Genomic DNA, 26094 nt, shown 5'->3' on the forward strand with positions numbered 1-26094 from the left:
TTCTCCCTCCTGGCGGTTGCTATCTCAGCCCATCTTTTCCGGTGACTTCATCATGCGTCAGCCCGCCAACCCGGGGCAACGGGCGGCCCGTGGGGGCAAGGGCAATCGCAATCAGAATTTCATTGGCGCGCGGACCGTCGGATATCCGGATCGGCATGCCGTCGAAATGGGAGCGCACATAGGCCGCGTCCTTGTGGCCGAGCGGCACATCCAGCGTGTCTCCGGGCCCGCCCATCTTTTTCGACGACGGCACCAGCGCTTTCCCGCCGCCCAGAACCTCTCTGAGCGGCGCCCCGAGCGCCGGGTGCAGAAGGGCGGCCGCGTGTTCGATCTCTCCGGCTTCGCCAACCATGGCCGCCTTGCCGAAACTCTGGATGGAGTCCGGCCTGAGCCCGCTCAGATCGAGGCAGCGCCGGGCCAGAAGGGATCCCATTTCCGCGCCGATATCGATCAGCTCGGACAGATCCTCAACGTAACGGCCTGCAAACGGATTGGCGATGACGGCGGCACAGCAAACCCGGACAGCCGGCGGCGAGACGGCCTGGCCGGCCTCCCGCTCGACAGCTTCCATGATGGTCACGAGTTTGCGGATCCGGGCGGTCATCGCAGGCCGTCTTCCCCCTTGATTTCGGAGGCTTTCAGGCCGCCGACGCGCGCATGGATGCGGGGACCGGTGGTCATGACCAGGACGACCATCATCTCGTCCGCCTTCGGCCCGTCGGCGAGGCCGACTTCCATGGCGTCGAAATGGGAGCGCACATAAGACGCATTGCAGTGGGTGACGGGTACGTCCAGCCGGGTTCCCGGTCCGCCGATCTTCTTGGTGGACGGAACGATGGCGTTGGAGGATGGCAGGATTTCCCGCATGGAATAGCCGCCGGGCACATGCCAGAGCGCCCCGTGTTCCAGTTCGCCGGCGGTACCGATGATCGCGCCCTTGCCGTAGCCCTCGACGACGCTCGCGTCACCGCCGAGCGCGTCGACCAGCTTGCGGGCCATGTCGACGCCGAGCGGCTTCAGGTCGTCCATGAAGCCGGCGATGTCTTCCACGTAAGAACCGGCAAAGGGGTTCTTGATGACGCAGAGCATGGCCGCGCGGCGCAGGGGCTTTTCGGCCACCGGGCCGCCTTCGTGAAAGATTTCCTCGACGATGAGCGCTGTCTTGCGCACGACTGGTTCAGGCACAGGCGGCCTCCCTGATGTTTCGTATTGCGTGTTTATTGAGATGTTCGGTGCTGGCAGCGGCAACGATCCGTCGTTCGCCGACAAGCCCCAGATAGGCGGCCTTGAACAGCCCGTTCGAAAGATAGGCCTGCGCAGCCTGTTCGCCGCTTGCCAGTGCGGTATGGATTTCGATCATCGAGAGGTCGCCGACGCCCGTGGTCACCGGCCGGTCGCCGAGATCCGTGTCCGGAGACAGGTCGGAGGCCGCTTCCCGGGTGATCTTCGCGGAACCGGGCAGATCGATCCTGTTGGCGATCATGGTCGCCGTGGCATCGGCTCGGGCAGCCGTTTCCGCCAGCACCGTCACCGCGTCCGCAATGCCGAGGGAATGGGACCGTCCCCGCCATCCGCTCGTGGCGATGCCGCCGATCCCGTCTTCCGGTCTGAGCTGAACGAAGCCACCGGCCGTACCGGTGACCGGGTCGTCGCAAATGCCGATCCGGAACGTACCTTCCGCCAGATGAAGCGCAATGTCGCCGCCGTTGTTGACGTAGGCGCGCGTGAGATTGCGTCCCGCGATCATCCGCTTCAGGACGTGGTCGGCGACGCTGCCGGCGACAGCCGCCATCGGGGTGATGAATTCCGGAGCAAAGGCGGAGGTCGCCGCCCACATGGCCCGGGCGATCTCGCCCTGCGGCACCGGTCCGCTTGCAGAGCGCAGGCGGGGCAGTTCGCTGACCAGATCCGTCAGGACCGTTTCAAAGGCAGCAAGAGCCTGGTCATAGGCCTTGGCGACTTCGCGGTCTTCTCCACAGGCCTCGAGGATCAGATCGATCGGGCCGTGCTGCAGGTGCAGCCGGCGTCCGTCCGGAAGCAGTTTTGCCGATACGGTTTCTGACCAGGCCCGCTTCGTCATCTGGCACCCTTTTTCCAGGGATAGTTGCCGGAGCCGGTCGGCCAGGGATTGTCGCCCGGAGACGACACGCCGCGGCGGCCTTTCAGAATGTGGTCGTTCTGCCGCCCGGTCTTGCCGGTGAGGGCTTCCGCCAGCGGCATGACATAGTCCATGTGTCCGCCGAGCGCCCGGTAGTCGTCCGCCCGCATGGTGAATTCGATCGGGGCGACGAGGGCAGGGGTGGGCACATAGCCGAACGCGTTCTTTGGCATACGGGTGACATCGGCCATGAAGGTGATGCCGCCGCCCGGCCAGATATAGACCGGCGCGCCGCCGCAGCTCACGTAAGTCAGCGAGTTCTGGACCGAGCGGGTCAGCCCGACGGGATGTTCCGTCACCCCGGAGCGCAGGGAACCGCCGGCACCGGCCATGAACAGGACAGATGTCAGCGCCGGTTCGCAGTTTTCTTCGATCCGTTTGACCGAGGGCTGGAGCCGCTCCGGCATCTCCTGTTGAACCGGCACGAGGTCTTCGTTCAGTTCGTAATAGGCGGAGTGCTCGCCTGTGGTCGACACCATCAGGATCGACAGTCCCGGCCTGGCTTCCTTCGGATTGAACTTGCCGATGATGGCGAGCGGGTCCTGCAGGTTGGTTCCGCCCCAGCCGGTGCCGGGTTCGGCAACCTGGAAATAGCGGCCGGGCGTGGAGCGGCGGCCATTGATCTTGATGCCGGTCGGCTCCCAGCCGATGACCTTGCCGGCCTGGTGCTCGGACATGACGCCGGTGATGTGATCGTCGACCACCACCACTTCGTCGACAAGGCCTTTCCACTGGGCGGCGAACATGCCGACGGTCGCCGAGCCGCAGCCGACGCGCATGCGTTCTTCGAGCTCGCCGTTGATCACTGGCGGTTGTCCGGCCTGGACCTTGAGCTCAACGCCATTGTCGATCGTAAGGTCGACTTCCTCGCCGTTGCACAGCGCCAGCATGGCGGAGCAGGTGACGCGGCCTTCCTTCTTGGAACCGCCGGTGAGGTGATGCACGCCGCCGAGCGAGAGCATCTGGCTGCCGTATTCGGAAGTTGTCACGTGACCGATGACTTCGCCCTCGGCCCGAACGGGGGAGCATTCCACCCCCAGGTGCCGGTCGGTGTCGATCTTCAGTTTGACGCCGCAGTAGCTGAAGATGCCTTCGGTCACCACGGTGATCATGTCCACACCGTCGACTTCGGAAGAGACGATGAAGGGGGCAGGCTTGTAGTCGGGATAGGTGGTGCCGGCGCCGATGGCGGTCACGAACCCGTCGGTCGGAGGCAGGATGTCGCCGTCCCATTCCTTTTCCAGGAAGGGGACGATGTCGCCGCCGGCGGCTTCGGTCTTTTCCAGAATCGTCAGCGGATCGAGGCGGACAAGCTGCCCGTTGTCATTGGCATAGCGATCGCAGGCGCCGGAACGGCCGTCGGCGATGTAGCACATGACCGGACAAGCATCGCAGCGGATCTTTTCTGGTTTGCCCTCGGCTGCAGTCAACGTCGTGACTCCTCAAATGCCATGCCTGCATTTCGTTAGTATGCAAACATGTTTTCAAAAATGGTGTCAATGCGGTTTGCATCCGGCTTGCGCTGATTTGCTGGGCAGCCTTGCTGCAAATCGCATCAGATCGTCAGTCCACGAAGGCGCGTTCCACGACAAATTGTGCCGGCTTGTTGTTCGCGCCTTCCTCCAGTCCGTGGCTGAGGCACAGCTCCTTCGTGTCTTTCAGCATGGCCATGGACCCGCAGATCATGGCCCGGTCTTCTTCCGGCCCCATGCGCGGCAGACCGAGATCGTCGAAGAGTTTACCCGAAACGATCAGATCGGTAAGCCGTCCCTGGCGGACGAAGTCTTCCCGGGTCACGGTCGTGTAGTGGATCAGCTTGTCGCGCACGAGATCGCCGACCAGCGGGTCATCCCGCAGGCTTGCCACCAGATCCTCGCCGTATTTCAGTTCGGGAACCGTGCGGCAGCCGTGGGTCAGAATGACCTGATCGAACTTGTCGTAGGTCTCCGGGTCGCGGATCAGGCTGGCGAAGGGGGCGATCCCGGTGCCGGTGGAAAACATCCAGACCCGTTTGCCGGGCAGGAGCGCGTCATTCACCAGGGTCCCGGTCGCCTTCTTGCGCATCAGGACCGTGTCGCCCGGCTGAATTTTCTGCAGGTGTTCGGTCAGCGGCCCGTCGGGCACCTTGATGGAGAAGAACTCCAGTTCCTCGTCCCAGGAGGGGCTTGCAACCGAATAGGCCCGGAAGACCGGCTTTTCCGCATTCGGCAGGCCGATCATGACGAATTCGCCCGAGCGGAAGCGGAACTGCATCGGCCGTGTTACCCTGAATCGGAACAGGTTGTCGGTGTAGTGCTGCACCTCCTGAACCGTCAGGGTGTAGCAGCCGGCCGGAACCGGAAAAGGCGAGGGTTTTCCTGCCAGAATGGGCGTTTCGATTTCGAGGGTTTCGGACATGAGCGCTTCTCCTGTCTGTCGGCGGTGCAGCCGCTTCGGCGATATATTCGTTAGTATACAAATGAATATTATGGAGAAAGCAACCGAAAAATGCATGCGCAAAATTTAGGCTCGAATTCCGGGAGGTGCTGCTTGACAGTTTTTTCAGATGTGGTTCTAATTCGTTAGTATGCAAACGAAATGCATTGAGGACGCCGATGCAATTCCACAGACCCGAAACAGTAGAGGCCGCCTTGCATCTGATGGCCGGGCAGCCTGTCAGGATCCTGGCCGGAGGAACCGATTTCTTTCCGGCTCTCGGAGGGCGGACGGCGACGGATCCGGTGATCGACCTCAGCAGGATCGAAGGCCTCAGCGGCATTTCGAAAAGTGGCGGTGTCTGGCGCTTCGGCGCGACGACGACATGGTCTGAAATCCGGGACGCGGATCTGCCCGCGCAATTCCTCGCTCTGCAACAGGCAGCAAGGGAAGTGGGCTCCATCCAGATCCAGAATGCCGGCACGATCGCGGGCAATCTCTGCAACGCATCGCCTGCGGCCGATGGCGTGCCGCCGCTTCTGGCACTCGATGCCGAGGTGGAAATCGCCGGTCCGGCTGGAACCCGGGTTCTGCCGCTCGATCATTTCATCACCGGTGTTCGCCAGACGGCGCTTCAGCCGGGCGAAATGGTCACCGCTGTTCTGGTGCCCGACTGGCCGGCATGCCACTCCGCTTTCCTGAAGCTCGGTGCCCGGCGGTATCTCGTTATTTCGATTGCCATGGTGGCTGTCGTCCTGGAATGCGCGGATGATGGTGACATAACCTATGCCGCTGTCTCCGTCGGTTCCTGCTCTGCGGTCGCCCGGCGGCTGACCGCCGTTGAACAGGCCTTGAACGGGATCAAGGCGGAGCCGGACGCGATCAGGGCCTGTCTTGAAAATGCGGACCTGTCGCCGCTGGCGCCCATCGACGATGTGCGGGCATCGGCAGACTACCGGCTGGCGGCGGCCCGCGAACTGATCGCGCGTGCGGTCCTGATGGCAGCGCAGGAGGGGAACTGACCATGGCTCTCGCTGATATGGACGATATGCAGGGCGTAACCTTTCGCCTGAATGGACAAGCGGTCCGGGTGGACGGGCCTCCGGCCGAACGTCTCTCCTATGCCCTGCGCGAGCGGGCCGGGGCGAAGGACGTCAAGGTCGGCTGCGATGCGGGCGACTGTGGCGCCTGCACCGTTCTGATCGACGGCAATCCGGTCTGCGCCTGCACCACCGCGCTCGGCCAGGTGGAAGGGGCGGTGGTCGAAACCCAGGCAGGACTCGCAAAGGATGATGAGATCGGCAAGGCCCTTGCCGCCTCCTTTCAGCGCCATCAGGCGGCCCAGTGCGGAATTTGCACGCCGGGCATGATGGTTTCCGCCGTCGGATTGCTCCGCAAGCAGGAAAGCCCGAACGAAGAAGCGGTCATGGACGCCCTCGGCGGTGTTTTGTGCCGCTGCACCGGCTATCGCAAGATCATCGACGCGGTCATGGACGTCGATACCCGCGCCGAAGGGCCCGTCGGCGGTGTCGGCATTCCGATGGCCCGCATCGACGGTTTGCCCAAGGTCTCCGGAACCGAACGCTTCGGCGACGACGTTGCGTCCGAGGATGCACTGACCCTGCGCGTCGTGCGCTCTCCCCATCATCATGCGTCTTTCAAACTGGGCGATCTCGACGCCTACAAGGCTGCAAACGGCCTCGACCTCGTCCTGACGGCGAAGGATGTGCCGGGCAAGAACTGCTTCGGCGTGATCCCGGGCTTCGAGGATCAACCGATGTTCGCCGAGGGAGAAACCCTCTTCAAGGGAGAGGCGGTCGCCGCCATCGTCGGTCCGGCGGATCTGGTCAATGGCCTCGATCTGGCGGAATTTCCGGTGACGTTCGAGCCGCTGCCCCATGCGCTCCTGCCGGAAGAGGCGACCGGGATTTCGGATCTGCATCAGGGCCGCGCACAAAACGTCATGTGCCGTGGCTTCGTCAAGCGCGGTGAAGCCGAGGCCGCAATGGCTAAAGCCGCCGTGGTCGCGGAAGGATCGTTCTCCACCGGCTTCATCGAACACGGCTATATCGAGCCGGAGGCAGCCTTCGCACGGCGCGTCGGCGATCGCATCGAGGTGCATTGCTGTACCCAGGCCCCGGTCATGAACAAGGAAGGTCTGGCGGTCCTGCTCGGAATGCCGAAGGACGCCATCCGCATCGTCCCGACAGCCGTTGGCGGCGGGTTCGGCTCCAAGCTCGATCTGACCGCCCAGCCTTACGTGGCGCTCGCCGCCTGGCTTCTCAACCGGCCGGTGCGCATCACCTACACGCGAACGGAATCCATCGCCACCTCGACCAAGCGCCACCCGTCCGAAATCACCATGCGGATCGGGGCGGACGCGGAGGGCAACATCGTTGCCGCGGAGTTCGACGGCACCTTCAATACAGGTGCTTATGCGAGCTGGGGTCCGACGGTCGCCAACCGGGTGCCGATCCATGCATCCGGCCCCTACAAGACGCCGAATTATGTCGCCCGCAGCGCCGGTATCCACACCAACACCGCGCCGTCTGGTGCCTTCCGGGGCTTCGGCGTGCCGCAATCGGCGCTCGCCCAGGAGCCGCTCTACGACGATCTCGCCAATGCGCTTGGCATGGACCGGCTGGAATTTCGCCGCAAGAACGCCTTGCGCAACGGCGATCCGACGGTGACCGGTCAGGTCTTTGAAAACGGCATGGGCATCGCCGACTGTTTCGATGCGCTGGAAACCCACTGGAAACGGGCGCTGGCGGACGCAGAAGCCTTCAACGCCAGGGGCGGGCAAATCCGCCGCGGGGTCGGGATTGCCGGCGGCTGGTACGGCTGCGGCAACACCTCCATGTCCAACCCGTCCACCATTCGCGCAGGCGTCACCCTGGACGGCCGCATCGTGCTGCATCAGGGCGCAACCGACATCGGTCAGGGCTCCAACACGGTGATCACCCAGATCTTCGCCACGGCGCTGGGCGTGCCGGTCACGCAGATCGAGCTGATCGGTCCCGATACGGATCTGACGCCGGATGCGGGCAAGACCTCCGCCAGCCGCCAGACCTTCATCACCGGCAATGCCGCCCGGCTTTGCGGCGATGCCCTGCGTGCGCGGATCCTGCGGCTCGCCAACGTCTCCGAAGCGGCTGAACTGGACTTCGGCGCGGGCGAGATCCGGATCGCGGACGCCACCGGCGACCACCGGATCGCGCTTTCATCGCTCGAAGCCGACGGCGAGGCCTATGTGCTGGAGGCCGTGGAATCCTACGACCCGCCCACGTTGCCGCTCGATGAGAACGGTCAGGGCTCTCCCTATGCGGTGTTCGGCACGACGGCCCAGATGGCGGAGCTTGAGGTGGACCTGGCGCTCGGCACGGTGAAGCTCCTGAAAATCACCGCCGCCCATGACGTCGGCAAGGCGATCAATCCGCTGCTGGTGGAAGGCCAGGTTCAGGGCGGCGTCGCGCAAGGCATCGGTCTGGCGCTGATGGAGGAATTCCTGCCCGGCCGTACCGAAAACCTGCATGACTATCTGATCCCGACCATCGGCGATGTGCCGCCGATCGAGACCCTGATCCTGGAAACCGGCGACGAGCATGGTCCCTATGGCGCAAAGGGTCTGGGCGAACACTGCCTGATCCCGACTGCGCCCGCGATACTGAACGCGATCAAGGATGCCTGCGGCGCCCGGGTCGCCCATATGCCGGCGACGCCGGACAAGGTCCTGGCGGCGATCAGGGCCACACAGAACACATAAAAACGAAGCGGGTTTGCCCGTCACTCCCTGTCATTCTGCTATCGGGTTGATTTTACCATGAACGTGTCCCCGTCCATCGCCAGTGCCGACGAAGCGTCGAAAACGCCAGAAACATCGAATGTCGCCGGCATCGATGTGGGCGGCACCTACACGGACCTCGTCCTCTATGACGCCCAGGCGAAGACGGTCCGGCTGGCGAAGACCCCGACGACCCTGGACAACCAGGCCTTTGGCGTTCTGAAGGCGCTGGAGATTGCCGAGGCGGACCTGTCTGCGCTCGACCTGATCGTTCACGGCACGACCACCACCACCAACGCGGTGCTGGAACGGACCCTGTGCAAGACCGGCCTGATCACCACGGAAGGCTTCCGGGATATCCTGGAACTCGGCCGCCGCACCCGGCCCCACGCCTACGGCATGAAGGGCGAGTTCCGCCCGGTGATCCCGCGCGACCTGCGCCTGGAAGTGCCCGAACGCCTCTATGCGGACGGCACCGTCTACAAGGACCTGGACGAGGATGCCTTCCGCGCGGCGCTGAAGGAGCTTCTCGACAAGGGCTGCGAGGCGCTGGTGATCCATTTCCTGCATTCCTACGCGAATCCGGCCCATGAACTGCGTGCCGGCGAGATCGCCGCGGAAATCTGGCCGAACGAAAATATCACCCTCGGCCATTCGCTCCTGTCGGAAAGCCGCGAGTTCGAACGCGGCGTGACGGCGGCGATCAACGCTTCTGTCCAGCCGCTGCTGCGCCGCTACGTGGAACGGCTCGCCGATCAGTTGGCCGAAAAGGGCTACCGTCACGACGTCCTTGTCATGAACGGCAACGGCGGCATGGTGTCGGCCCGGCGCGTGGCGATCGAGGCAGCCAAGACCGTCATGTCCGGGCCGGCGTCCGGCGTCATGGCCGCCGCCTATACCGGCCGGCGCGCCAATATTCCGAATCTCCTGACCTACGACATGGGCGGAACCTCCACCGACGTCGCCCTGATCCGCAATGCGGAACCGGCGGTATCGAATGAAATTGAGATCGAATACGCCATGCCGATCCATGTGCCCATGGTAGATGTGCGCACGGTGGGCGCCGGCGGCGGTTCCATCGCCCGGATCACCGAGGCGGGTCTCCTCCAGGTCGGTCCGGAAAGTGCGGGCTCCACGCCGGGCCCGATCTGCTATGGCCGGGGAGGCGAGGCGCCGACCATCTCCGACGCCAATCTGCTGCTCGGCCGCATGAACCCGGAAAAGCTCAACTCGGTTTCCTCGACCGTGTCGCTCGCCGATATCGAGGCGATCTTTGCCGAAAAGCTCGGCAAGCCCCTGGGTGTCGGCGCCAAGGAAGCGGCAGCCGCCGTGCTGCGCATTGCCAACACCCGCATGGCCGATGCGGTGCGCATGGTTTCCGTCAGTCTCGGCGAGGACCCGCGCGACTACGCGCTCTTTGCCTTCGGCGGCGCCGGTCCCCTGCATGCGACCGCCATTGCCCGCGAACTGGGCGTACCCCGCGTGCTGGTTCCCTCCCGCCCGGGCATCACCAACGCGCTGGGCTGCGTCGTGGCCGACCTGCGCCATGACTTCGTCAACACCGTGAACAGGCCGCTTGCCGAACTGGACATCGACACGGTGCATGCGCTGTTCGACCAGCAGCAGGCGGAAGGCCGGGGGCTGATTGCAAAGGAAAACGTGAAAATCGAGGAACTGCGCGAGATCTGGTCCGTCGACATGCAGTTCATCGGCCAGACCCACCTCCTGCGCGTGCCGCTTCCCGGTCCGCGTCCGACTCTGGACGAACTGCAGAGCCTGTTCGAGCAGGCCTATTTCAACCGCTTCCACGTCGAACTGCCGGAGATCAAGGCGAGCCTTGTCAATGTGAACTGCTCCGTCATCGGCCGCCGCTCCGAAATCGACCTGTCGCTGCTGATTGATCCGGCCGGCCGCAAGGACAAGCTCGAGGACGCGCTCACCGGTTCGCGCCAGGTCTGGTTCGACGGTCCGGTCGAAACCCCGATCTACTGGCGCGATCACCTGCCGCTTTCCGCCGAAATTCATGGCCCCGCTATCGTGGAGCAGATGGACACCACCATCGTCATCGATCCGGGCGACAAGGCGGTTCAGGACGCGGACGGCAACATCATTATCGAACTGGGAGCCGGCGCATGACCATCGATCCGATCACACTGAGCGTCATCCAGTCGGGCCTGCAGCAGGTTTGCGACGAGATGGACCTGAGCTTCTCCCGCGCGGCCTTTTCTCCGGTCATCGCCGAGGCCAACGACCGCTCCGACGGCATCTATTCCGCCGTTGACGGTTCCCTGATTTCCCAAGGGGCAGGCGGCCTGCCGGTCTTCGTCGGCACCATGCAGTATTCCACCCGCACCCTGATCGAGATGATCAGGGATGGCCGGGTCGCGGCCCCGGTGCCAGGCGACATCTACATCGTCAACGATCCCTATCTCGGCGGCACCCATCTGATGGACGTGCGCTTCGCCATGCCCTTCTACCGGGACGGCGAGATCTTCTGCTGGCTCTCCAACACCGGCCACTGGCCGGATACCGGCGGCGCCGTTCCCGGCGGCTTCTCCGCCTCCGCCACGTCGGTGGAACAGGAAGGCCTGCGGCTGCCGCCGGTGCGGCTGTTCAAGCAGGGCAAGATGGACAACGAGATCTATTCCATCATTTGCTCCAATATCCGGGTCGCTGAACAGCGCATCGGCGATGTGAAGGCGCAGGCGGCCGCCCTTCTGGTCGGCGCGGAACGGCTCGGCCGCATACTCGACCGCTACGGCGACGACGTGGTCAGGGAAGCGATCGCCGAACTCCGCCAGCGCGCCGCCGACCAAATGCGCGCCAATGTCCGCCTCATCCCGGATGGCATCTACCGGTCCACGGCCTATGTGGACTCAGACGGCGTGGTCAACGAGCCGCTGGAAATCAACCTGGCGATCACGGCAAAGGACGGCGAACTCACCTTCGATTTCGCCGGCTCCTCCGCTCCTTGCCGGGGGCCGATGAACTCGGTGCTCGCGACCACACTGTCCTCCGTTTATCTGGCCATGCGCCATATCTTCCCGGACGTGCCGATCAGCGCCGGCGCCTTCGAGCCGCTGAAGGTGATCCGGCCTGAGGGCACCTTCCTCGACGCCCAATATCCGCGCCCCGTTTCCGGCTGCGCGGCGGAAGTCAGCCAGCGCATCGCCGAGGCGGTCTTTGCCGCCCTGGTCGAGGCGCTACCCGATCGTGTCACGGCGGCCCCCGCCGGCAGTTCCGGTAATTTCGCGCTCGGCGGTTACGACCCGTCCCACAAGCGCGGCTTCGTCATGTACCAGATTTCCGGCGGCGGCTACGGCGGCAACTCCGACCACGATGGCCTCTCCAACGGCTGTTCCACCATCGGCATCTCCAAGGCCCCGCCGGTGGAGATCATGGAGCAGCAGTTCCCCGTGCTCTATCACCGCTATGCGCTGCGCGAAGGCTCCGGCGGCGCGGGCAGGCACCGCGGCGGCTTCGGCCTCGATTACGAGATCGAGCTTCTGCGCGGCTACGCGACCGCCAGCTTCGTCATGGACCACGGCCGGTTCGGGCCCCAGGGCGCGCTGGGCGGCAAGGACGGCAAGCCGAACTCCGTCACCGTCTGGCAGGACGGCAAACCCATGGTGCCCGAGCATCTGTCCAAGGCACAGGACATCCCCTTGCAACCGGGCGACCGCGTCCGCGTCGGCACGCCCGGCGGCGGCGGTTACGGAAACCCGGAGGACCGCGATCCGGCCCTCGTCGCCGAGGACGTCCGCCTGGGGCGCTACACGGCGGGAGAGGCGAGGGAGTTATTCGGGACGGCGCAGGCAGACACGCAAAAGGCGCCCGCCTGACGATAGAATCCAGGTCAAACCGCGGATTTCTGCGCATGCGAGAATGAGATCTGGAATGGGGGAAGCCCCTTGGCAACGGCAGGGGACGGTTGTCATTGCATTGTAGCGCCAAAAGATGCGCCGAAGCCGCAACTTGTGTGAATTGCGCCCTGGTTTCCTTTTCTCTTCCGTCGCGAAATCGGCGAAGGATGGCCCGATGGCGGACGAAGTCCGCCATCGGGTCCGGTTTCGGAACGATCAGTGTTTGATGGCGATCCGCTTGACCTGCGACTGTGCCTTCTCGCTTTTGGGCAGGGTCACGGTCAGCAGACCGTTTTTGAAGCGCGCATCGACCTGGTCTTCCTTGACCTCGTAGCCCAGAGGAATCCGGCGCTCGAAACGGCCATAGAAACGCTCGGAGAATTGATTGTCTTCATCCTCCGTTTCAGAGCGTTTCTCGCCTTTCAACGTCAGCGCGCCGTCCTTGAGCAGGACTTCGATATCCTTTTCCTCAAGGCCGGGCACTTCGGCCGTTACCTTGATCTCTTTATCTCCGTCCGAGATTTCGATACTCGGCCAGCGGCTGGTGAAAGCAGAGAGGCCATCAGGGGATGGCAGGCTCGAACCGAAGCCGCGGAAGACATCGTCGAACAGCCGGTTCATTTCGCGATGCAGTGACAGGAACGGATCACGTTCGCCATCGCGGAACACGCTCGGAAGCTGTTCGCTGTTGTTTCGTCTCCAGGGAATGAGATCTCCAACACTCATTGTTTCTCTCCTTTCCATTTGTCCGATTGGCAGTCCTTTTCCGTCGGCGCCGGGCGGTGCCCGACGCCGTTCGCGAAATGCGCAAAGAGGAGGACCGTTCAGGCTGCCTGCTTTCCGGTCTCGACCTTGGGCAGCGCCTCGCCGGTTGCGATCTCGATCCGGCGCGGTCGCATCTCTTCCGGAAGCTCGCGCTTGAGATCGATGGTCAGCAGACCGTCGGCGAGGTTCGCCTTTTCGACACGCATATGATCGGCGAGGTCGAAACGGCGCTGGAATGCACGGCTTGCGATTCCGCGGTGCAGATACTCTGCTTGATCCTGGCCGTCTTTATGGCCGGCAATCAGAAGCATGTTCCGCTCCTGCGTAATCGTCAGTTCGTCCATTCCGAAACCGGCAACCGCGAGTGTGAGCCGGTAGTCGTCCTCGCCGGTTTTCGCGATGTCGTAGGGAGGCCAATTGTCGAACGCCTCGATCCGGCTCGCCGTTTCAAGCGCGTTCAGCATCCGGTCGAAGCCGATGCTCGACCTGAACAGTGGGGAGAAGTCGATTGTTGTGCTCATAGCCATATCCTCCGTTTGAGCAACATGGATACAAGACTGGCCGCAGACCCTTGGTCTGGGCAGGTCGGTTCCGGTGTAGGCAACCGACAGCCGAGAATCTGGGAAGCCGGTTTCCTTGTTTCAAGAGGGGAATGCACCCATGTTCGAATGAGACGATTGTGCGCAATCGATGCGAATAGGAGTGCGTAGTAACTGCGGAGGTAAAACGATGGCAAAGCCAATGACACGCGATGAAATCGTTTCCATTATTGGCCCCGCCGATAACGCATTGATGGCTGAACTCAATGCGACGGGCGCATCGGCCGAGGAACTCCGGGAAGCATGGATGTGGTTGAACGGCGAAGAAGCCCTGATGAACAGCGGCAGGCCATTGCCCGGATCAAACGTCGCGACGCTGATGGAGATCCTGGAACCTGACGACGAGGAGTTCTGATAAACCCGGACGCTCGGCAACGGCTTCATTCTCCGCTGGACGGGCGTCTTCCGGGCTGGCTTTCGTCGGATGAATGTGTTCCCGGCTACCGGGTGAAGCCCTGACCGGTCAGCCGGGCGATGTTGGGTCATGCATAAGGCGCGTATCGAGCTTTCCGGTTCGCACGACCGGAATTCGAAAAATCTTGTAGTTTAATCTGGATCGACTGCCGCGAAGGGAACGGTTCGGCCACGCCTTATCCTGATCCCCGTACTTTGTTTTTCCGGCGCAACAGCTCCCGCCGGAAGCGGTCCGGATCGAAGCCGGACGGGTCTGACCGCTCTGCAAAGATCTCGCGGTCCAGATCCCTTGTAGCCCCGTCCAGCTCCGGCAGGCCGAGTGCCCGGCGTCTTGCCAGATAGCGTTCGACGGCTGCCCGGAGCGCGAGCGGATCCTTGTTCTCCGCCGCCGCCTTCAGTGCTTTTCGAGTGGGGTCGAAGGGAGAGCACCGTTTCAGAACCGTGAGAACGTGCATCCCCTTGCGCCGGGAGAGCCCCGCAAAGGCGAGAACGAGGCCGGTCAAAAGACCTGCAGCCAACAATCCGCAGGCCATTGCGACCTGATGCGGGGGAAGCCGGTCGGTGCCGGTACGGTTTGCCGTGAAACTGGCATAGCCGAACGGAATGGCCGGGATTTCAGCTGTTTGCATTTGCCGTGCTTCGGTATCGAACCAGGGAATCTCGATCGGCGGCAACACGCCTGGTTCGCCTGTTTTCGGCCGCAGGTGCCATTCCCAGATGACGGTCGTCTCCGGGCCGTTCGGTGTCGGCTTGACCTTGCGGACTTCCGGTGCGGTGAAGCTGATCAGCCAGGGCGCCCGGATCGCCGGGCGCGGCGGCAGGAGATGCGGCAGCGTGTCGTCGGCACGAAGCGTCACCCTGCGGATGAGGGTTTCGCCGTCGCGCAGCTTGCCGGGAGAGGTCGAAAGCACGTCCTCTACGGTAAGCGCGCTGGCGGAAAGCGGCGGGCTTTTCGCAGGAAAGGGCGCCACCTGGATCGTGAGCGGGTCCGCCCGGACATCCAATGCCTCGCGGCCCCCCGATTGGCCCACCACCGTGAGGTGATGGATGAGCGGTCCGACCGTCAGCGGCCCGGCATGGCGGGGGAAAAGCGCGATCCGGCGTTCGAGGACCTTGACCGAACGGCCGTCCACCCGTTCGTCTCGCCAGCTGTCGCGGGCAAGCTGCATCCAGTCGTAGTCGCCGGAATCGGGAAAGGTGAGTGTTTCCAGTGTGATCCGGCGGCTGTATTCGCCTCGGATGGTGATCGGGATCATTTCCCCGACGACGGGATGTGCGCCGGGGATCAGGAGGCGCAGGCTTTCGGCGCGGGCGCCGCCGGCGATCAGGATCAGGAGGAGCGCGAGACGGATCACCATGGGTCGCCCTCATCGGGTCGTATCAGGCCGAGACCTGCCCGGCGTTCATATTCCTTGGCAAGGCGCAGCCGCAGGAACTCGCCCGGATCGTCCGAGATCGTGTCGAGCCATTCCTCGGAGGCTGCAAAGCCCCGTGCCGTTACCTTGCGCTGCCTTTCGGGGTCGGGCGTGTCGGGCCAGCCCCAGGGGCTTTTCTCCTTCCCGCCGACGAGGCCGCCATGCCCCGGCAGGCGACCCGGCGCGACACTGTCGCCGCGCGTTTTCGAAACCATCGTGTCGACCAGGGCGCGCAGGCGGCGGGCTTCCGCATCGGCCGGATTGGCGAACAGGACGGCGTCGAAATAGGCGACCGAAAGGGCATAATTGTCGGTTGCCGCCAGCGTCAGGGCGCGGTTGAAGGTCTGGCCGCGTCCCGCTTGGGCAAAAGACGCGTCGGCGGCGTCATAGGCGCCGGCCCGGTAAAGCGCGAGGCCCCGCGCGGCCGGGTCGCTCATGAGTGCTGCTGCGGAGCCCGGCATCCCGGTCCAGAGAGCGAGCCGGCCCCAGGCTGCCGGACCAGCAAGAACGATACAGGCGAGCCCGGCCAGAAAAACGAATGCGGCGCGCTTCATTCCGGCCTCCGGAACAGGCCGAGCAGGGGAAGCAGCGCCAGGGCGGCGAGGTAAGGCCCGAGATCGCGAAAACGCAGAGCGGTCGTTGCCCGATCCCGTCGGAAAGACCCGTTTGCCGAGATCCGGCGCAGCACCGGCCCGGGCGCGCGGGCCGGGGCCGATGCGGAGATCCCGGCAAGCCTTGCAAAGGCGCCCTCCGGATCGGCGGGGCCGTTCGCAGATCCAGAAAGGGTCAGCAGCAGCAGCCGGGCGCCCGTGCCTGTCAGGCGTTCGGCTTCGGCGGCCGCGGTCGCATCGATCCCGCCGCCGTCCGAGATCAGCACCAGATCGGCGTCGGGAACCTCCGACAGCCTTTGCCGGGCAAGCGCGAGCGCGGCGGCGGGGCGGCTGCCTTTTCCCGGCATGGTGTCGGGGCCGAGCACGGCGATCTGGGTTTCCAGTGTCGCAGGGTCTTCGGTCGGGGCGGCAACGTCATAGGCGTCGCCCGCGTAAAGGATCAGCCCGACGGCCCGCCCGTTGGCGGCACGCAGGATCTGCGCGGCGGCGGCCTGGGCGTCGGCCAGCGCCGGGCTCGTGGCGACGGAGGGTGACATGTCGATGGCAATCAGGATCGCGCCGCTTCCGGCGAGAACGGGTGCATCCGTGCGCGGTACGGCCGGACCGGCAAGGCCGAGCGCTAGCAGCCCGGCTGCCAGGAAGGGGAACAGCCCGACGCGGCCGGTGTCACCGCTCAAATGGCCGAACCGGCGCATCGCCAGCAGCATCGGCGCCGGCATGATCTGCTCCCAGCCGCCCGCGTCCGGCCCGCGCCGCCATGTCCACAGCGCAAGCGCGGCAAGCAGCGGTACCGCCGCCAGCCACCACGGACGCAGCAAGGCAAACTCGCTCATGCCTGCCTCCTTAAGGCAATCACGACGAGAAGGGCGAAGGCCGCCCCGCCGGGCCAGATCCAGAGCGGACGCCAATAGTGCAAGGGTGGGCGGCGCATGGGGCTCGGTTCCAGCCGGTCCAGGGTGGCGGCCATGGACTGCAGATCGGCCATGGTGCGAACGCGGAAGCCGGTGCCGCCGCCGATTTCGGCTATGGCTTTCAGGGCAGCCGCATCGACCGCATCCCGGGCGCGGGGCTGGGTTTCGAGATCTTCCGGGCCGAGCGCGATGGTATGCACCTTGATGCCGTGGCGCGCCGCCAGCCGCGCGACATCGTCGGCGCGCACCTTGCCCGACGTGTCGACGCCGTCCGACAGGAGCACGATGATCCGGGTGGCCGCCTTGCTCTTTTCCAGTCTTCTGACAGCCAGGCCAAGACCGTCCGCAATCGCCGTTCCCCGGCCCGAGATGCCGATCTGCGCCGTTTCGATGGAATGGGCGACCGAGGCGACGTCGAAGGTCGGCGGTTGGGCGACATAGGGACGTTCGCCAAAGACCACGAGGCCGATCCGGTCTCCCCGGCGGGCCGCGACGAAGGCAGAGGCAACCCGCTTGACCGCGTCGAGCCGCGACAGCGGCTTGCCGTCCAGAACGAAATCCTCCTTGACCATGCTGCCCGACAGATCGAGCGCCAGGATGATTTCCCGGCCGGAAAACGGCAGAAGATCGGTTGTCTGCGACAGGCGCGGGCCCGAGAGCGCCACGACCAGGGCGATCCAGGCCAGGACCAGCAAGGCTTTGCCGGTCCGATCGCCCCGGTCCGCAGCGGGGGCGGCCGTGTCGAAGAGGCTTCCGGGCACCTGTAATGCGGCCCGGACGGCTCCGGCCCGTGTCAGGTACCTATGAACCAGGAAGGGCAGCGGCAGAAGCAGAAGTGCGAAGGGAAAGGCAAGGCTCATCGATCCGCTTTCCCGGTTTTCGGCGCCTTTGCATTCAGCGCAATGCGCTCGATGGTTTCGCTGGGCGGCGGCGCCTCGCGTCCATAGGCGGCGGGCCGTAGCCTTTTCGGCAAATGTCCGAGAATACGGGCAATCGCGAGCAGGCGCTCCTCGGGCGGTAGGGAGCGGGTCGCCCGGATCAGGGCCCTGCGCGAGGGGCGGCGTGCCAGAAACGGCGCGGCCAGCGCGGACAGTAGGGCTGAAAGCACGAGCCCCACTCCGAACAGCAAAAGCAGATCGGTGGCACCGAGTGCCGTCAGCTCCGGCGGCAGACGGCCGTCCGGCAAGGCGGCAATCAGATCAGCTCGGGTCATCGCTGACGACCTCAAAAGAAACATTCAAGGCCCGCATCCGCGCATTCAGAGGCGCGGGATCGAAGGGCCGCAGCCGCGCCAGACGGCTGGACGTGCCGGAGCGGATCGGGAGCGCCCTTGAGGGTGGGGCCTCTTCGATCGGATCAAGAGGACAAAGCAACGTCACCCGGCGTCTGCGCGCCAGACGGCCAAGGGCGGGTTCATCCTCGGACGCAACACCTTGGGTATCGGTCGCCAGCCAGACCTGGGCGCCGGCGGGAGCGAGCCTTGCAGCACGGACCAGAGCCGTTGCAAGGGACGACGGGCCGCTGTCCGGTTGCTCCAGTGCCCGGTCGTGCTCGTGGGCGAACATCTGCGCGATTGCGCTCAACTGCTGTACGCCGGTGCGGGCGGGAAGCACCGAAAGGCCGGCGGAGGTGATGGTCATCCCGGCAACGGAGGCGCCGCGCGCAACCGCATCCCAGCCCTGCCTTGCGAGACACCTGGCGGCCCGGACCGAGCGCAGGGCAGGTCCCGTTCCCCAGAGCATTGCCGGTCTGAAGTCGGCGATCAGCAGTGTGGTGTCGTCCCGGTCCTCATGGAAGCTGCGAACATGCGGCAGTCCGGTTCGCGCCGTCGCGGCCGGGTCGATCCGCCGGGTATCGTCGCCTTCCGCAAAGGCTCGGATTTCGCGAAGATCCATGCCGGCCCCCGGAAGTCTTGCCGGAACCGCGCCGGGCCTGCGTGTTGCCGGGCGGTGCCCGTTCGCCGGATGTTGGCTGTCGCGCAGGGCCAGCAGTTCCTGTGCCGTGAGCCGGATGCCGGGATGGTCGAGGGCGGCGCTCACCATGGTTCGACCATGCGCAACACGTCGGCAACGAGACTGCGGCCGGTGCGCCCTTCGCTGACGGCAGCCCAGCTCGGGATCAGCCGGTGGGCGAGCACGTCGGGGGCAAGCATCTGCGCATCCTCCGGCAGGCCGTAGTCGCGGCCCTTCAGCCAGGCCCGCGCCCTTACGGATGCGGCCAGGGCCAGCGTGCCGCGTGGCGAGACCGGGTGCTCGACCCACTCGGCAACGGCGCCGCCGGAGCGTGATGCCATGACCAGACGCACGATGAAATCCTTCAGCGCCGGAGCGAGATGCACCCGGGCGACCTCCGCTTTCGCGGTGTGGAGCTCCTCGCCGGACATCGGCCGGGCAGGGGAGATCTGTTCGGCAATGTCCTCCGCCTCCACAAGGTCCAGGATCGCGCGTTCCTGTTCCGCTTCCGGCATTCCGAGCGACAGATGCAGGAGAAACCGGTCCATCTGCGCCTCGGGCAGGGGGAAGGTCCCCTCGTGTTCGATCGGATTTTGCGTAGCCACGACCATGAAGGGATCGGGCAGAGGGCGGGTCACGCCCGACGTCGTCACCTGGCGCTCGGCCATGGCCTCCAGCAGGGCCGATTGTACCTTGGGTGGTGCGCGGTTGATCTCGTCGACCAGCACCAAGGAGTGAAACAGGGGGCCCGGATTGAAGTCGAAACTCCCGGTTTCCGGATGGTAGACCTGCGTTCCGGTCAGGTCGGCGGGCAAAAGATCCGGCGTACACTGGATGCGGCCGTGGCTGCCGGGCAATTGAGCCGCCAGAAGCTTGACCGTGCGGGTCTTGGCGACGCCGGGCGGGCCTTCGATCAGCACATGACCGCCGACCAGCAAGGCGATCAGCAGGCGCTCGATCATGTCCTGATGCCCGATCAACCCGGCTGAGACTTGCGACTCCAGACGGGTGATCGGATGACTGAGATCATCCATAAGCTTCCTCCTCTTCAGGAAGGATGGGCCAGGTGGCGTCGCCGCGCCAGAGACGTCTTCCCGTAGAAACCGGGAAGATTTCCCGGATCAGGGTGTCAATTCCACGCTGGCAAGCATACCGTTTTCAGCAGGCTCCAGCGTGAAGCTTCCTCCCAGCGCATTGACGCGCTCGCGAATGCCGAGCAGACCGTAGCCGTCGCCTGCGGGTGCGGATTCGCGCATGCCGCCGTCGTCCGAGACGGTGAGGGCAATTTTTCCGGCAGCCTCCAGCCTGACGGTCACGGTTCCGGGCGACCCGTGGCGGATCGCATTGGTCAGGCATTCCTGGGTGATGCGATAAAGACTGAGGGCCAGATCGTCGGGGATCGCGTCTAGATCGCCTTCAAGGTCCAGGACAAAGCGCACATTCGACAACCGGCCGCGCCATCCGGCAACGAGACGCTGCAACGCTGCCTCAAGTCCGAGTTCGTCGAGGTCCGGCGGGCGCAGGCGGGAAAGTTCGCCGCGCAGGCTCTGCATCATCTGGCCGGAAATTTCGGCGATCCGCGCCCCGTCCCGCGCCGTGGTTTCTCCCGATTGCGCAACGGCCGTGCCCAGGGCACGGGTCGCAGTCAGGCATTGGCCGAATTCGTCGTGCAGCTCGCGCGCCAGGGCCCGGCGTTCGCTTTCCTGAACCGTGAACAGCCGCCGGGTCAATTCGGTCCGGGTCTCGCGGGCTTCTTCAAGGGCGCTTGCCGTCTCGTTGAGCGCAAGGCTCAGCCGATCGAATTCGGCGACCCGCTGGCGTGGCTGACGCGTGGAAAAATCGCCGCTTTGAAGCCTTTCGATCCCGCGCAGGATTGTGCCGAAGGGCGACAGCAGCCGGGCGACCAGAAGACCGGTCAGAAGGGCACCGCCGATCGCCATGCCGAGGGCCAGTCGCATCAGATCGCCGGTGCGGTCCCAGGCGCGGGCGATGATGACTTTCGGATCGGCAAAGGCGGTGACGCGGGCATTGGTCACGTAGCGCGTCCGCACCGGCCGTGTGATCGGGTCCGGAACCAGTCCGATGGTTTCCGCGAGTTCGCTGAACCACTTCGGCGGGGGCGTATCGGCCGCAACATAGGAACCGCAGCGGCGATGGTCGGGCCGTTCGTCCGCACCGAACTCGACACAGATGCCGGGCGCGATCAGGGTCCACCGCGGAAATGCCTGCCAGTCGAGGAAGGCCGGCACCGGCGCCACGCCGCCAAAGGCAAGGCCCATGAAGTCCGGACGCGCCGCGATTGCCTGGGCGACACGCTCGGCGGTGATACGCGCATCCTCGCGCGCGGCATCCGTTGTTGCCCACAGCACCCATGCGGACCCGAGCAGGACGGTTACCAGCCCTGCCGCGAGCACGCGCAGCACCAGTTGAGGCAAGAGCCCGCTCATTGTCCGGAAGGCGTCAGGCCGGCGCGCTGCGCCTTCAGCACAAGGTCGGCATCGCCGGTGGCGTCGAGCTTGGCCCGGACCTGGGACAGGTTGTTCTGGATCGTCTTGGCCGAGAGCCCGAGGTTCTTTGCGATTGTCCTCCCGCTCATGCCCCTTGCCAGAAGCTGCAGGATTTCAAGTTCGCGTCGGGTCAGCGCCGCGATGTCGTCTCGCCCGAGCGACGTCTGGGCGACTTCCTGCGCCATGTCGGTCGAGAGTGCCTTGCGCCCGGACATGACTTTTGCGATGGCGCTGACCAGTTCTTCCGGCGGACTGCTCTTGGAGACGAACCCGCGCGCACCGGCAGCCATGGCTTTTTGCGCAAAGATCGCGCCCTGATGCATCGACACCACGATGATGCGGGCGTGCGGATCGCGCGCCAGAATGGCCTCGACCGCGGCCAGTCCGCCGGCTCCGGGCATGGACAGATCCATCAGAACGATGTCGGGTGTATGGGTGGCAAAAGCGGCCAGCGCCGCCTCTCCGCTACTTGCCTCGGCGACCACCGAAAGTTCCGGCTGCCGTTCGAGCAAACGAAGATACCCCTCCCGCACGATCGGGTGGTCGTCGACCATAAGAATACGGATCGTTTCCATGGCTCATCTTACCGCTTCCCAAGCGGGCCGCTCAATGCATCCTTATGGGGTAGAATTGTTCGGGATTGCTTTGCCGAAAAAGCGAATGGCGATCGCTTAAAGACCTCAAATCCGGGTCAAACCCGGGAGTTCCGGATATACGACGATCAAGCAGGCTACACTCTAACGCTTGTTGGCAGGCCTCCGGAATGCCAGGCCCTTCATGCTGAGGCGCAATTGTTTCTCGATCTCGATGATCGCAAACAACGTCACGCCGATTGCGACGATCAGCAGGCCGTCGAACAGCGGCACGCCCTCCGTTGCGAAGATGCGCTGCAGCGGTGGAAGGTAGGTAATTGCGAATTGGGCGATCGTCACCGTGAGCACCGTGGCCCAGATGACGGGGGTGGCGCGGACGGCCTTCCAGGTGAGCGATGTCCCGTAGATGTTGCGGATGAAGAACAGGTGGAAGATCTCCATCACCACCAGCGTATTGACCGCCATCGTCCGGGCCAGCTCAAGAGAGTAGCCACGATCGATCGCATAGGCGTAGATGCCGAACACGCCGCCGAGAAACAGCAGCGAAACCAGCACGATGTGCCACACGAGCCCTCCGGTCAGCAGGGCCTCGTTTCGCGGGCGCGGCGGCCGCCGCATGGTGTTGTCTTCGGTCGGCTCGAAGGCAAGCGCAATGCCCAGGGTGACTGCGGTGATGAGGTTGACCCACAGGATCTGGATCGGCGTGACCGGTAGCGTCAGACCGAACAACAGGGCGACGATGATCGTCATGGCCTCGCCGGCATTGGTCGGCAGGGTCCAGCTGATGACCTTCTTGATGTTGTCGTAAACCGTTCGTCCCTCGCGGACGGCGGCGACGATGGAGGCGAAATTGTCGTCCGCGAGCACCAGTTCCGCGGCCTCCTTGGCTGCTTCGCTGCCCTTGCGGCCCATCGCAATGCCGGCGTCGGCTCGTTTTAGGGCCGGTGCGTCATTGACCCCGTCGCCGGTCATCGCCGCGGTGATGCCCTGCGATTGCAGGGCCATGACGAGGCGCAGCTTGTGCTCCGGATTGGTGCGGGCGAAGATGTCCACGTCGCCGACGGCGGCGGCCAGCGCCGTATCGTCCATAGTGTCCAGGTCTCTGCCGGTCAGCACTCTGTCGGGATTTTCCAGACCGATCTGCCGGCCGATCGCCACGGCCGTTCCCGCATGGTCGCCGGTGATCATCTTCACCCGGATCCCCGCCTTGCGGCATTCGGCGATCGCCTCGATCGCTTCCGGGCGCGGCGGATCGATCAGCCCGACGAGGCCGACAAGCACGAGGCCGCCTTCGACATCGGCGAAGCTGAGCCTGGTTTGCGCATGGCCGACTTCCCGGGTGGCGATTGCCAGCACGCGCTGGCCTTGGGCGGCCATGTCCTCGGCGCAGCTCATCCAGTAGGCTTCGTCAAGCGGCTCGCTTTCGCCTGAAGGGGCGCGCTGCAGCGCGCACATTGCCAGAACCTGTTCCGGCGCGCCCTTGACGAAGATATCGGCGTGGGTGGCATGGTCGTGATGAAGCGTCGCCATGAACTTGTGGCGGGAATCGAAGGGGATCTCGTCCGTGCGCGTGCGCGCCGATAGCTCCTTGCTGACATCGACACCCACCTTTCCGGAAAACGCCAGCAGCGCGCCTTCCATCGGGTCGCCTTCCACCGCCCAGAAACCTTCGCGGCGATGCAGCGAGGCATCGTTGCAGGAGGCCGCCGCGCGGGCCAGTTCGGCCAGATGGAGATGGTCCAGCCCGTTCACGCGGGTTTCGGCGAGATAGATCGCCCCGTCCGGTTCGTAGCCGTCGCCGGCAAAGGAAAACCGGTGGCCGGACAGCGCGACCGAGGCCACCATCATCTCGTTGCGCGTCAGCGTGCCGGTCTTGTCGGTGCAGATCACCGACACCGAGCCGAGTGTCTCGATCGCCGGAAGTCGGCGCACGATGGCGTTGCGCCGCGCCATCGCCTGAACGCCGACGGCCAGCGTGATCGTCAGGACGGCGGGAAGCCCCTCGGGGATCGCGGCAACGGAGAGCCCGACCACCGCCATGAACATCTCGGTGAAATCGTGATGCTCGACGAAATAGCCGAAGACCAGCAGGATCGCGGCAATCAGCAGGATCAGCAAGGTGAGCCATTTGGCGAAGACGTTCATCTGGCGCACGAGTGGTGTCGTCAGCACTTCGACATCGGCCAGAAGACCGCTGATCCGACCGATCTCGGTCGTCGCACCTGTCGCGACGACCAGACCCCGTCCTTGTCCGCTGGTCACCATCGTGCCGCTGTAGGCCATGCAGGAGCGATCGCCGAGCGCGGCATCGCTTGCCACCGGCGCCGTGGATTTTTCCGCCGGCACGGATTCGCCCGTCAGGATCGCTTCCTGGATATTCAGTCCGGAGGTCCGGATCAGCCGCAGGTCGGCGGGAACCTTGTCGCCCGCCTCCAGGAGGACGATATCGCCGGGAACCAGCCTGTCGCCGCCGATGCTGTGACGCTCGCCGTCGCGCAGCACGGCGGCTTGAGGCGCCAGCATCTTGCGGATGGAGTCCATCGCCTTTTCGGCACGGCCTTCCTGGATGAAGCCGATCACCGCGTTGGCGATCACCACGGCCAGAATGACGGCCGTGTCGACGTAGTGCTGCATGGCCGCCGTGATCACGGCGGAGCCGAGCAGCACGTAGATCAGGATGTCGTGGAAATGGCTCAGGAACCGCAGAACCGAATTGCGTCCGGGCGGTTCGGGCAACCGGTTCGGGCCGTGCGTCTCAAACCGTACGGCCGCCTCGGGGGAGGACAGTCCCCCTGCTGTCGTGCCGGATGCCTCCAGACACGCTTCTATCTCGGACGAATGGGCGTTGGCTACGGGTCCGGTCATCCTTGCACACGTGTCGGTTTCCGCTTGAAGCGGCCTTGCTGGCTGAGCTGGAGACTGGTCACAGCTGCTAATGCGCCATGAAGACGGGGACCTTCATATCTTCGAGAACTTGCCTGGTCGCACCGCCAAGCACCCATTCCCTGAATCGTGACCGTCCATAGGCGCCCATCACGATCATGTCCGGCTTCAAGGTCTCCGTATACCCCAAGATTCCGGCTCCGGCATCCGAATCCCGTCCCGCCAGATCGGCGATCTCGACATTCACGCCGTGTCTGGACAGGTATTTTTCGATGCTGACGGGAGTGAGCCGCGCCCGTTCCGGCGGCGCTTCGCGGTTCTGCCCGATCAGGAGAGTTACGGTGGAGGCCGTCTTCAGCAGCGGCAACGCATTGCGCGCCGCGGCCGCAGCCTGCGCGCTACCGTTCCAGGCCAGGAGAACGCGTTGCGGCAACTCGGTGCGGGACCACCCGGCAGGCAGGATCAGTGTAGGGGTGCCGGACAGCGCCAGTTGCGTTGCCGCACCCCACAACAGATCTTGTTCGTTCCCGGATTGCCCGACGATGACCAGGTCATGCAGGCGGGTGGCGAGAAGCAGCACTTCCGCGGGATCGCCTTCTCCTGACCGCCAGTTATGGGAAACGCCGGCCTGCTCGGCGGCGGCGCTGAATTGTTTTTCGAGATCGGCCACTTTTTCGTATTCGCGCCGGATCGTTTCCGAGGCTTCTTCCTCGTTCATGAGAATGAACGGGCTTTGAACTGCATCCCGCAGGATTGCAGCCTCCGGCAAGACGCAGATGCCGGTTGCGTGGGCGTTAAACTTCTTGGCAATGTTGAGTGCCAAATCAACCTGATGGCTGTTTCCGACCAACGGAACATTCACCAGGATATCCTCGTAACCCATTATCCACCTCCGGCTGTTGATTTCGAATTTCAGCTCAACATACCTAATATCGGGCCACCTTGATCTGGTTCAAGCACGCAGCTGAGCGATTTGCCAAATGGAAATATGCAGGCGAAAGTCAAATGAAATATGAAGCGATCGGCTTTTGAAGGCGAATTCCGTGGAACCAATGCGTCAAATCAATCGAGCTGGGTAGGCCTGCCCGGCCGGTCAGCCAGAAAACCGGGGCGAAGCGCGCTGTATTTGCACAGGGGAACGGCGAGCGCAATCAGGTCGCAGGTGCGTATGCGCTCTTCGGCTGTCACAGCGGGCATCTCCTGCGCCATAGTCGCTACCGCAGCTAC

24 protein-coding genes are annotated in these 26094 nt (G+C 64.5%); 5 read left to right on the top strand and 19 right to left on the bottom strand.

The genetic code is table 11. The features are described from left to right. Positions 1-19 precede the first annotated feature (19 nt). The 5 genes from ACN0SO_RS00160 to ACN0SO_RS00180 form a co-directional block, all read right to left on the bottom strand. Positions 20-604 (bottom strand): amino acid synthesis family protein, encoded by a 585-nt coding sequence (locus ACN0SO_RS00160; RefSeq protein ID WP_417673283.1) that lies wholly within the window; start codon positions 602-604, stop codon positions 20-22. Continuing rightward, entirely contained in the window at positions 601-1185 is a 585-nt protein-coding gene (locus ACN0SO_RS00165) for an amino acid synthesis family protein (RefSeq protein WP_417673285.1), read from the bottom strand. Before ACN0SO_RS00165 ends, ACN0SO_RS00160 begins: the two co-directional genes overlap by 4 nt. Next, positions 1178-2080 carry a UPF0280 family protein gene (locus tag ACN0SO_RS00170; RefSeq protein WP_417673287.1) on the bottom strand — a complete coding sequence of 301 codons (903 nt, stop codon included), beginning with the start codon at positions 2078-2080 and terminating at the stop codon, positions 1178-1180. Before ACN0SO_RS00170 ends, ACN0SO_RS00165 begins: the two co-directional genes overlap by 8 nt. Then, positions 2077-3534 (bottom strand): 6-hydroxynicotinate reductase, encoded by a 1458-nt coding sequence (locus ACN0SO_RS00175; RefSeq protein ID WP_417674996.1) that lies wholly within the window; start codon positions 3532-3534, stop codon positions 2077-2079. Before ACN0SO_RS00175 ends, ACN0SO_RS00170 begins: the two co-directional genes overlap by 4 nt. 187 nt (positions 3535-3721) lie before the next feature. Then, positions 3722-4555: a ferredoxin--NADP reductase gene (locus tag ACN0SO_RS00180; protein ID WP_417673289.1), complete on the bottom strand. Its 834-nt coding sequence runs from the start codon at positions 4553-4555 to the stop codon at positions 3722-3724. 197 nt (positions 4556-4752) lie between these two features. On the opposite strand from ACN0SO_RS00180, the gene ACN0SO_RS00185 reads away from it, so the two are divergent. From ACN0SO_RS00185 to ACN0SO_RS00200, 4 genes are read left to right on the top strand one after another with little or no spacing between them, the layout of a single operon-like run. Next, a complete protein-coding gene (locus ACN0SO_RS00185) occupies positions 4753-5595 on the top strand; it encodes an FAD binding domain-containing protein (protein ID WP_417673291.1) in 843 nt (280 codons plus the stop codon). Between the two features lie 2 nt (positions 5596-5597). After that, complete coding sequence (locus ACN0SO_RS00190; protein ID WP_417673293.1) at positions 5598-8336, top strand: molybdopterin-dependent oxidoreductase; 2739 nt, start codon at positions 5598-5600, stop codon at positions 8334-8336. Between the two features lie 57 nt (positions 8337-8393). Beyond that, entirely contained in the window at positions 8394-10490 is a 2097-nt protein-coding gene (locus tag ACN0SO_RS00195) for a hydantoinase/oxoprolinase family protein (protein WP_417673295.1), read from the top strand. Next, positions 10487-12196 carry a hydantoinase B/oxoprolinase family protein gene (locus tag ACN0SO_RS00200; RefSeq protein ID WP_417673297.1) on the top strand — a complete coding sequence of 570 codons (1710 nt, stop codon included), beginning with the start codon at positions 10487-10489 and terminating at the stop codon, positions 12194-12196. Before ACN0SO_RS00195 ends, ACN0SO_RS00200 begins: the two co-directional genes overlap by 4 nt. 237 nt (positions 12197-12433) lie before the next feature. Here the strand turns inward: ACN0SO_RS00200 and ACN0SO_RS00205 are convergent, their stop codons facing one another. Both ACN0SO_RS00205 and ACN0SO_RS00210 read right to left on the bottom strand, forming a co-directional pair. Then, positions 12434-12943 carry an Hsp20/alpha crystallin family protein gene (locus tag ACN0SO_RS00205; protein WP_417673299.1) on the bottom strand — a complete coding sequence of 170 codons (510 nt, stop codon included), beginning with the start codon at positions 12941-12943 and terminating at the stop codon, positions 12434-12436. 98 nt (positions 12944-13041) lie between these two features. After that, positions 13042-13503 (bottom strand): Hsp20 family protein, encoded by a 462-nt coding sequence (locus ACN0SO_RS00210; protein WP_417673301.1) that lies wholly within the window; start codon positions 13501-13503, stop codon positions 13042-13044. Between the two features lie 220 nt (positions 13504-13723). Between ACN0SO_RS00210 and ACN0SO_RS00215 the strand changes: the two genes are divergently transcribed. Beyond that, complete coding sequence (locus tag ACN0SO_RS00215) at positions 13724-13936, top strand: hypothetical protein (RefSeq protein WP_417673303.1); 213 nt, start codon at positions 13724-13726, stop codon at positions 13934-13936. A gap of 235 nt (positions 13937-14171) precedes the next feature. On the opposite strand, the gene ACN0SO_RS00220 is transcribed toward ACN0SO_RS00215, so the two are convergent. From ACN0SO_RS00220 to ACN0SO_RS00275, 12 genes are all read right to left on the bottom strand, one after another. Next, complete coding sequence (locus ACN0SO_RS00220) at positions 14172-15353, bottom strand: hypothetical protein (RefSeq protein ID WP_417673305.1); 1182 nt, start codon at positions 15351-15353, stop codon at positions 14172-14174. Continuing rightward, positions 15347-15964, bottom strand: a complete 618-nt coding sequence (locus ACN0SO_RS00225) for a hypothetical protein (protein ID WP_417673307.1) — start codon at positions 15962-15964, stop codon at positions 15347-15349. The genes ACN0SO_RS00220 and ACN0SO_RS00225 overlap by 7 nt, the downstream gene beginning before the upstream one ends. After that, positions 15961-16854 carry a VWA domain-containing protein gene (locus ACN0SO_RS00230; RefSeq protein ID WP_417673309.1) on the bottom strand — a complete coding sequence of 298 codons (894 nt, stop codon included), beginning with the start codon at positions 16852-16854 and terminating at the stop codon, positions 15961-15963. The genes ACN0SO_RS00225 and ACN0SO_RS00230 overlap by 4 nt, the downstream gene beginning before the upstream one ends. Next, positions 16851-17792, bottom strand: coding sequence for a VWA domain-containing protein (locus ACN0SO_RS00235; RefSeq protein WP_417673311.1), 942 nt, complete (start codon positions 17790-17792; stop codon positions 16851-16853). The genes ACN0SO_RS00230 and ACN0SO_RS00235 overlap by 4 nt, the downstream gene beginning before the upstream one ends. Beyond that, complete coding sequence (locus tag ACN0SO_RS00240) at positions 17789-18145, bottom strand: hypothetical protein (RefSeq protein WP_417673313.1); 357 nt, start codon at positions 18143-18145, stop codon at positions 17789-17791. The genes ACN0SO_RS00235 and ACN0SO_RS00240 overlap by 4 nt, the downstream gene beginning before the upstream one ends. Next, positions 18132-18974 (bottom strand): DUF58 domain-containing protein, encoded by an 843-nt coding sequence (locus ACN0SO_RS00245; protein WP_417673315.1) that lies wholly within the window; start codon positions 18972-18974, stop codon positions 18132-18134. The genes ACN0SO_RS00240 and ACN0SO_RS00245 overlap by 14 nt, the downstream gene beginning before the upstream one ends. After that, a complete protein-coding gene (locus ACN0SO_RS00250) occupies positions 18968-19918 on the bottom strand; it encodes an AAA family ATPase (protein WP_417673317.1) in 951 nt (316 codons plus the stop codon). Before ACN0SO_RS00250 ends, ACN0SO_RS00245 begins: the two co-directional genes overlap by 7 nt. Before the next feature lie 87 nt (positions 19919-20005). After that, positions 20006-21331: an ATP-binding protein gene (locus ACN0SO_RS00255; protein ID WP_417673319.1), complete on the bottom strand. Its 1326-nt coding sequence runs from the start codon at positions 21329-21331 to the stop codon at positions 20006-20008. Then, positions 21328-21966, bottom strand: coding sequence for a response regulator (locus ACN0SO_RS00260; RefSeq protein ID WP_417673321.1), 639 nt, complete (start codon positions 21964-21966; stop codon positions 21328-21330). The genes ACN0SO_RS00255 and ACN0SO_RS00260 overlap by 4 nt, the downstream gene beginning before the upstream one ends. A 162-nt stretch (positions 21967-22128) precedes the next feature. Continuing rightward, on the bottom strand, positions 22129-24849 hold the full coding sequence (locus ACN0SO_RS00265) for a cation-transporting P-type ATPase (RefSeq protein WP_417673323.1): 2721 nt from the start codon (positions 24847-24849) through the stop codon (positions 22129-22131). A gap of 67 nt (positions 24850-24916) precedes the next feature. Beyond that, a complete protein-coding gene (locus ACN0SO_RS00270; protein ID WP_417673325.1) occupies positions 24917-25750 on the bottom strand; it encodes a universal stress protein in 834 nt (277 codons plus the stop codon). Positions 25751-25929: 179 nt separating this feature from the next. Beyond that, a complete protein-coding gene (locus ACN0SO_RS00275) occupies positions 25930-26064 on the bottom strand; it encodes a hypothetical protein (protein ID WP_417673327.1) in 135 nt (44 codons plus the stop codon). Positions 26065-26094 lie beyond the last annotated feature (30 nt).

It is taken from the genome of Roseibium sp., from assembly GCF_048260565.1.
Taxonomy (GTDB): Bacteria; Pseudomonadota; Alphaproteobacteria; order Rhizobiales; family Stappiaceae; genus Roseibium.

Coding starts and splice junctions, on each gene's coding strand:
- ACN0SO_RS00160 (WP_417673283.1), bottom strand. CDS start 604: ATGACCGCCCGGATCCGCAAACTCGTGACCATCATGGAAGCTGTCGAG.
- ACN0SO_RS00170 (WP_417673287.1), bottom strand. CDS start 2,080: ATGACGAAGCGGGCCTGGTCAGAAACCGTATCGGCAAAACTGCTTCCG.
- ACN0SO_RS00175 (WP_417674996.1), bottom strand. CDS start 3,534: ATGTGCTACATCGCCGACGGCCGTTCCGGCGCCTGCGATCGCTATGCC.
- ACN0SO_RS00180 (WP_417673289.1), bottom strand. CDS start 4,555: ATGTCCGAAACCCTCGAAATCGAAACGCCCATTCTGGCAGGAAAACCC.
- ACN0SO_RS00185 (WP_417673291.1), top strand. CDS start 4,753: ATGCAATTCCACAGACCCGAAACAGTAGAGGCCGCCTTGCATCTGATG.
- ACN0SO_RS00190 (WP_417673293.1), top strand. CDS start 5,598: ATGGCTCTCGCTGATATGGACGATATGCAGGGCGTAACCTTTCGCCTG.
- ACN0SO_RS00195 (WP_417673295.1), top strand. CDS start 8,394: ATGAACGTGTCCCCGTCCATCGCCAGTGCCGACGAAGCGTCGAAAACG.
- ACN0SO_RS00200 (WP_417673297.1), top strand. CDS start 10,487: ATGACCATCGATCCGATCACACTGAGCGTCATCCAGTCGGGCCTGCAG.
- ACN0SO_RS00205 (WP_417673299.1), bottom strand. CDS start 12,943: ATGAGTGTTGGAGATCTCATTCCCTGGAGACGAAACAACAGCGAACAG.
- ACN0SO_RS00210 (WP_417673301.1), bottom strand. CDS start 13,503: ATGAGCACAACAATCGACTTCTCCCCACTGTTCAGGTCGAGCATCGGC.
- ACN0SO_RS00215 (WP_417673303.1), top strand. CDS start 13,724: ATGACACGCGATGAAATCGTTTCCATTATTGGCCCCGCCGATAACGCA.
- ACN0SO_RS00220 (WP_417673305.1), bottom strand. CDS start 15,353: ATGGTGATCCGTCTCGCGCTCCTCCTGATCCTGATCGCCGGCGGCGCC.
- ACN0SO_RS00225 (WP_417673307.1), bottom strand. CDS start 15,964: ATGAAGCGCGCCGCATTCGTTTTTCTGGCCGGGCTCGCCTGTATCGTT.
- ACN0SO_RS00230 (WP_417673309.1), bottom strand. CDS start 16,854: ATGAGCGAGTTTGCCTTGCTGCGTCCGTGGTGGCTGGCGGCGGTACCG.
- ACN0SO_RS00235 (WP_417673311.1), bottom strand. CDS start 17,792: ATGAGCCTTGCCTTTCCCTTCGCACTTCTGCTTCTGCCGCTGCCCTTC.
- ACN0SO_RS00240 (WP_417673313.1), bottom strand. CDS start 18,145: ATGACCCGAGCTGATCTGATTGCCGCCTTGCCGGACGGCCGTCTGCCG.
- ACN0SO_RS00245 (WP_417673315.1), bottom strand. CDS start 18,974: ATGGTGAGCGCCGCCCTCGACCATCCCGGCATCCGGCTCACGGCACAG.
- ACN0SO_RS00250 (WP_417673317.1), bottom strand. CDS start 19,918: ATGGATGATCTCAGTCATCCGATCACCCGTCTGGAGTCGCAAGTCTCA.
- ACN0SO_RS00255 (WP_417673319.1), bottom strand. CDS start 21,331: ATGAGCGGGCTCTTGCCTCAACTGGTGCTGCGCGTGCTCGCGGCAGGG.
- ACN0SO_RS00260 (WP_417673321.1), bottom strand. CDS start 21,966: ATGGAAACGATCCGTATTCTTATGGTCGACGACCACCCGATCGTGCGG.
- ACN0SO_RS00265 (WP_417673323.1), bottom strand. CDS start 24,849: ATGACCGGACCCGTAGCCAACGCCCATTCGTCCGAGATAGAAGCGTGT.
- ACN0SO_RS00270 (WP_417673325.1), bottom strand. CDS start 25,750: ATGGGTTACGAGGATATCCTGGTGAATGTTCCGTTGGTCGGAAACAGC.
- ACN0SO_RS00275 (WP_417673327.1), bottom strand. CDS start 26,064: ATGCCCGCTGTGACAGCCGAAGAGCGCATACGCACCTGCGACCTGATT.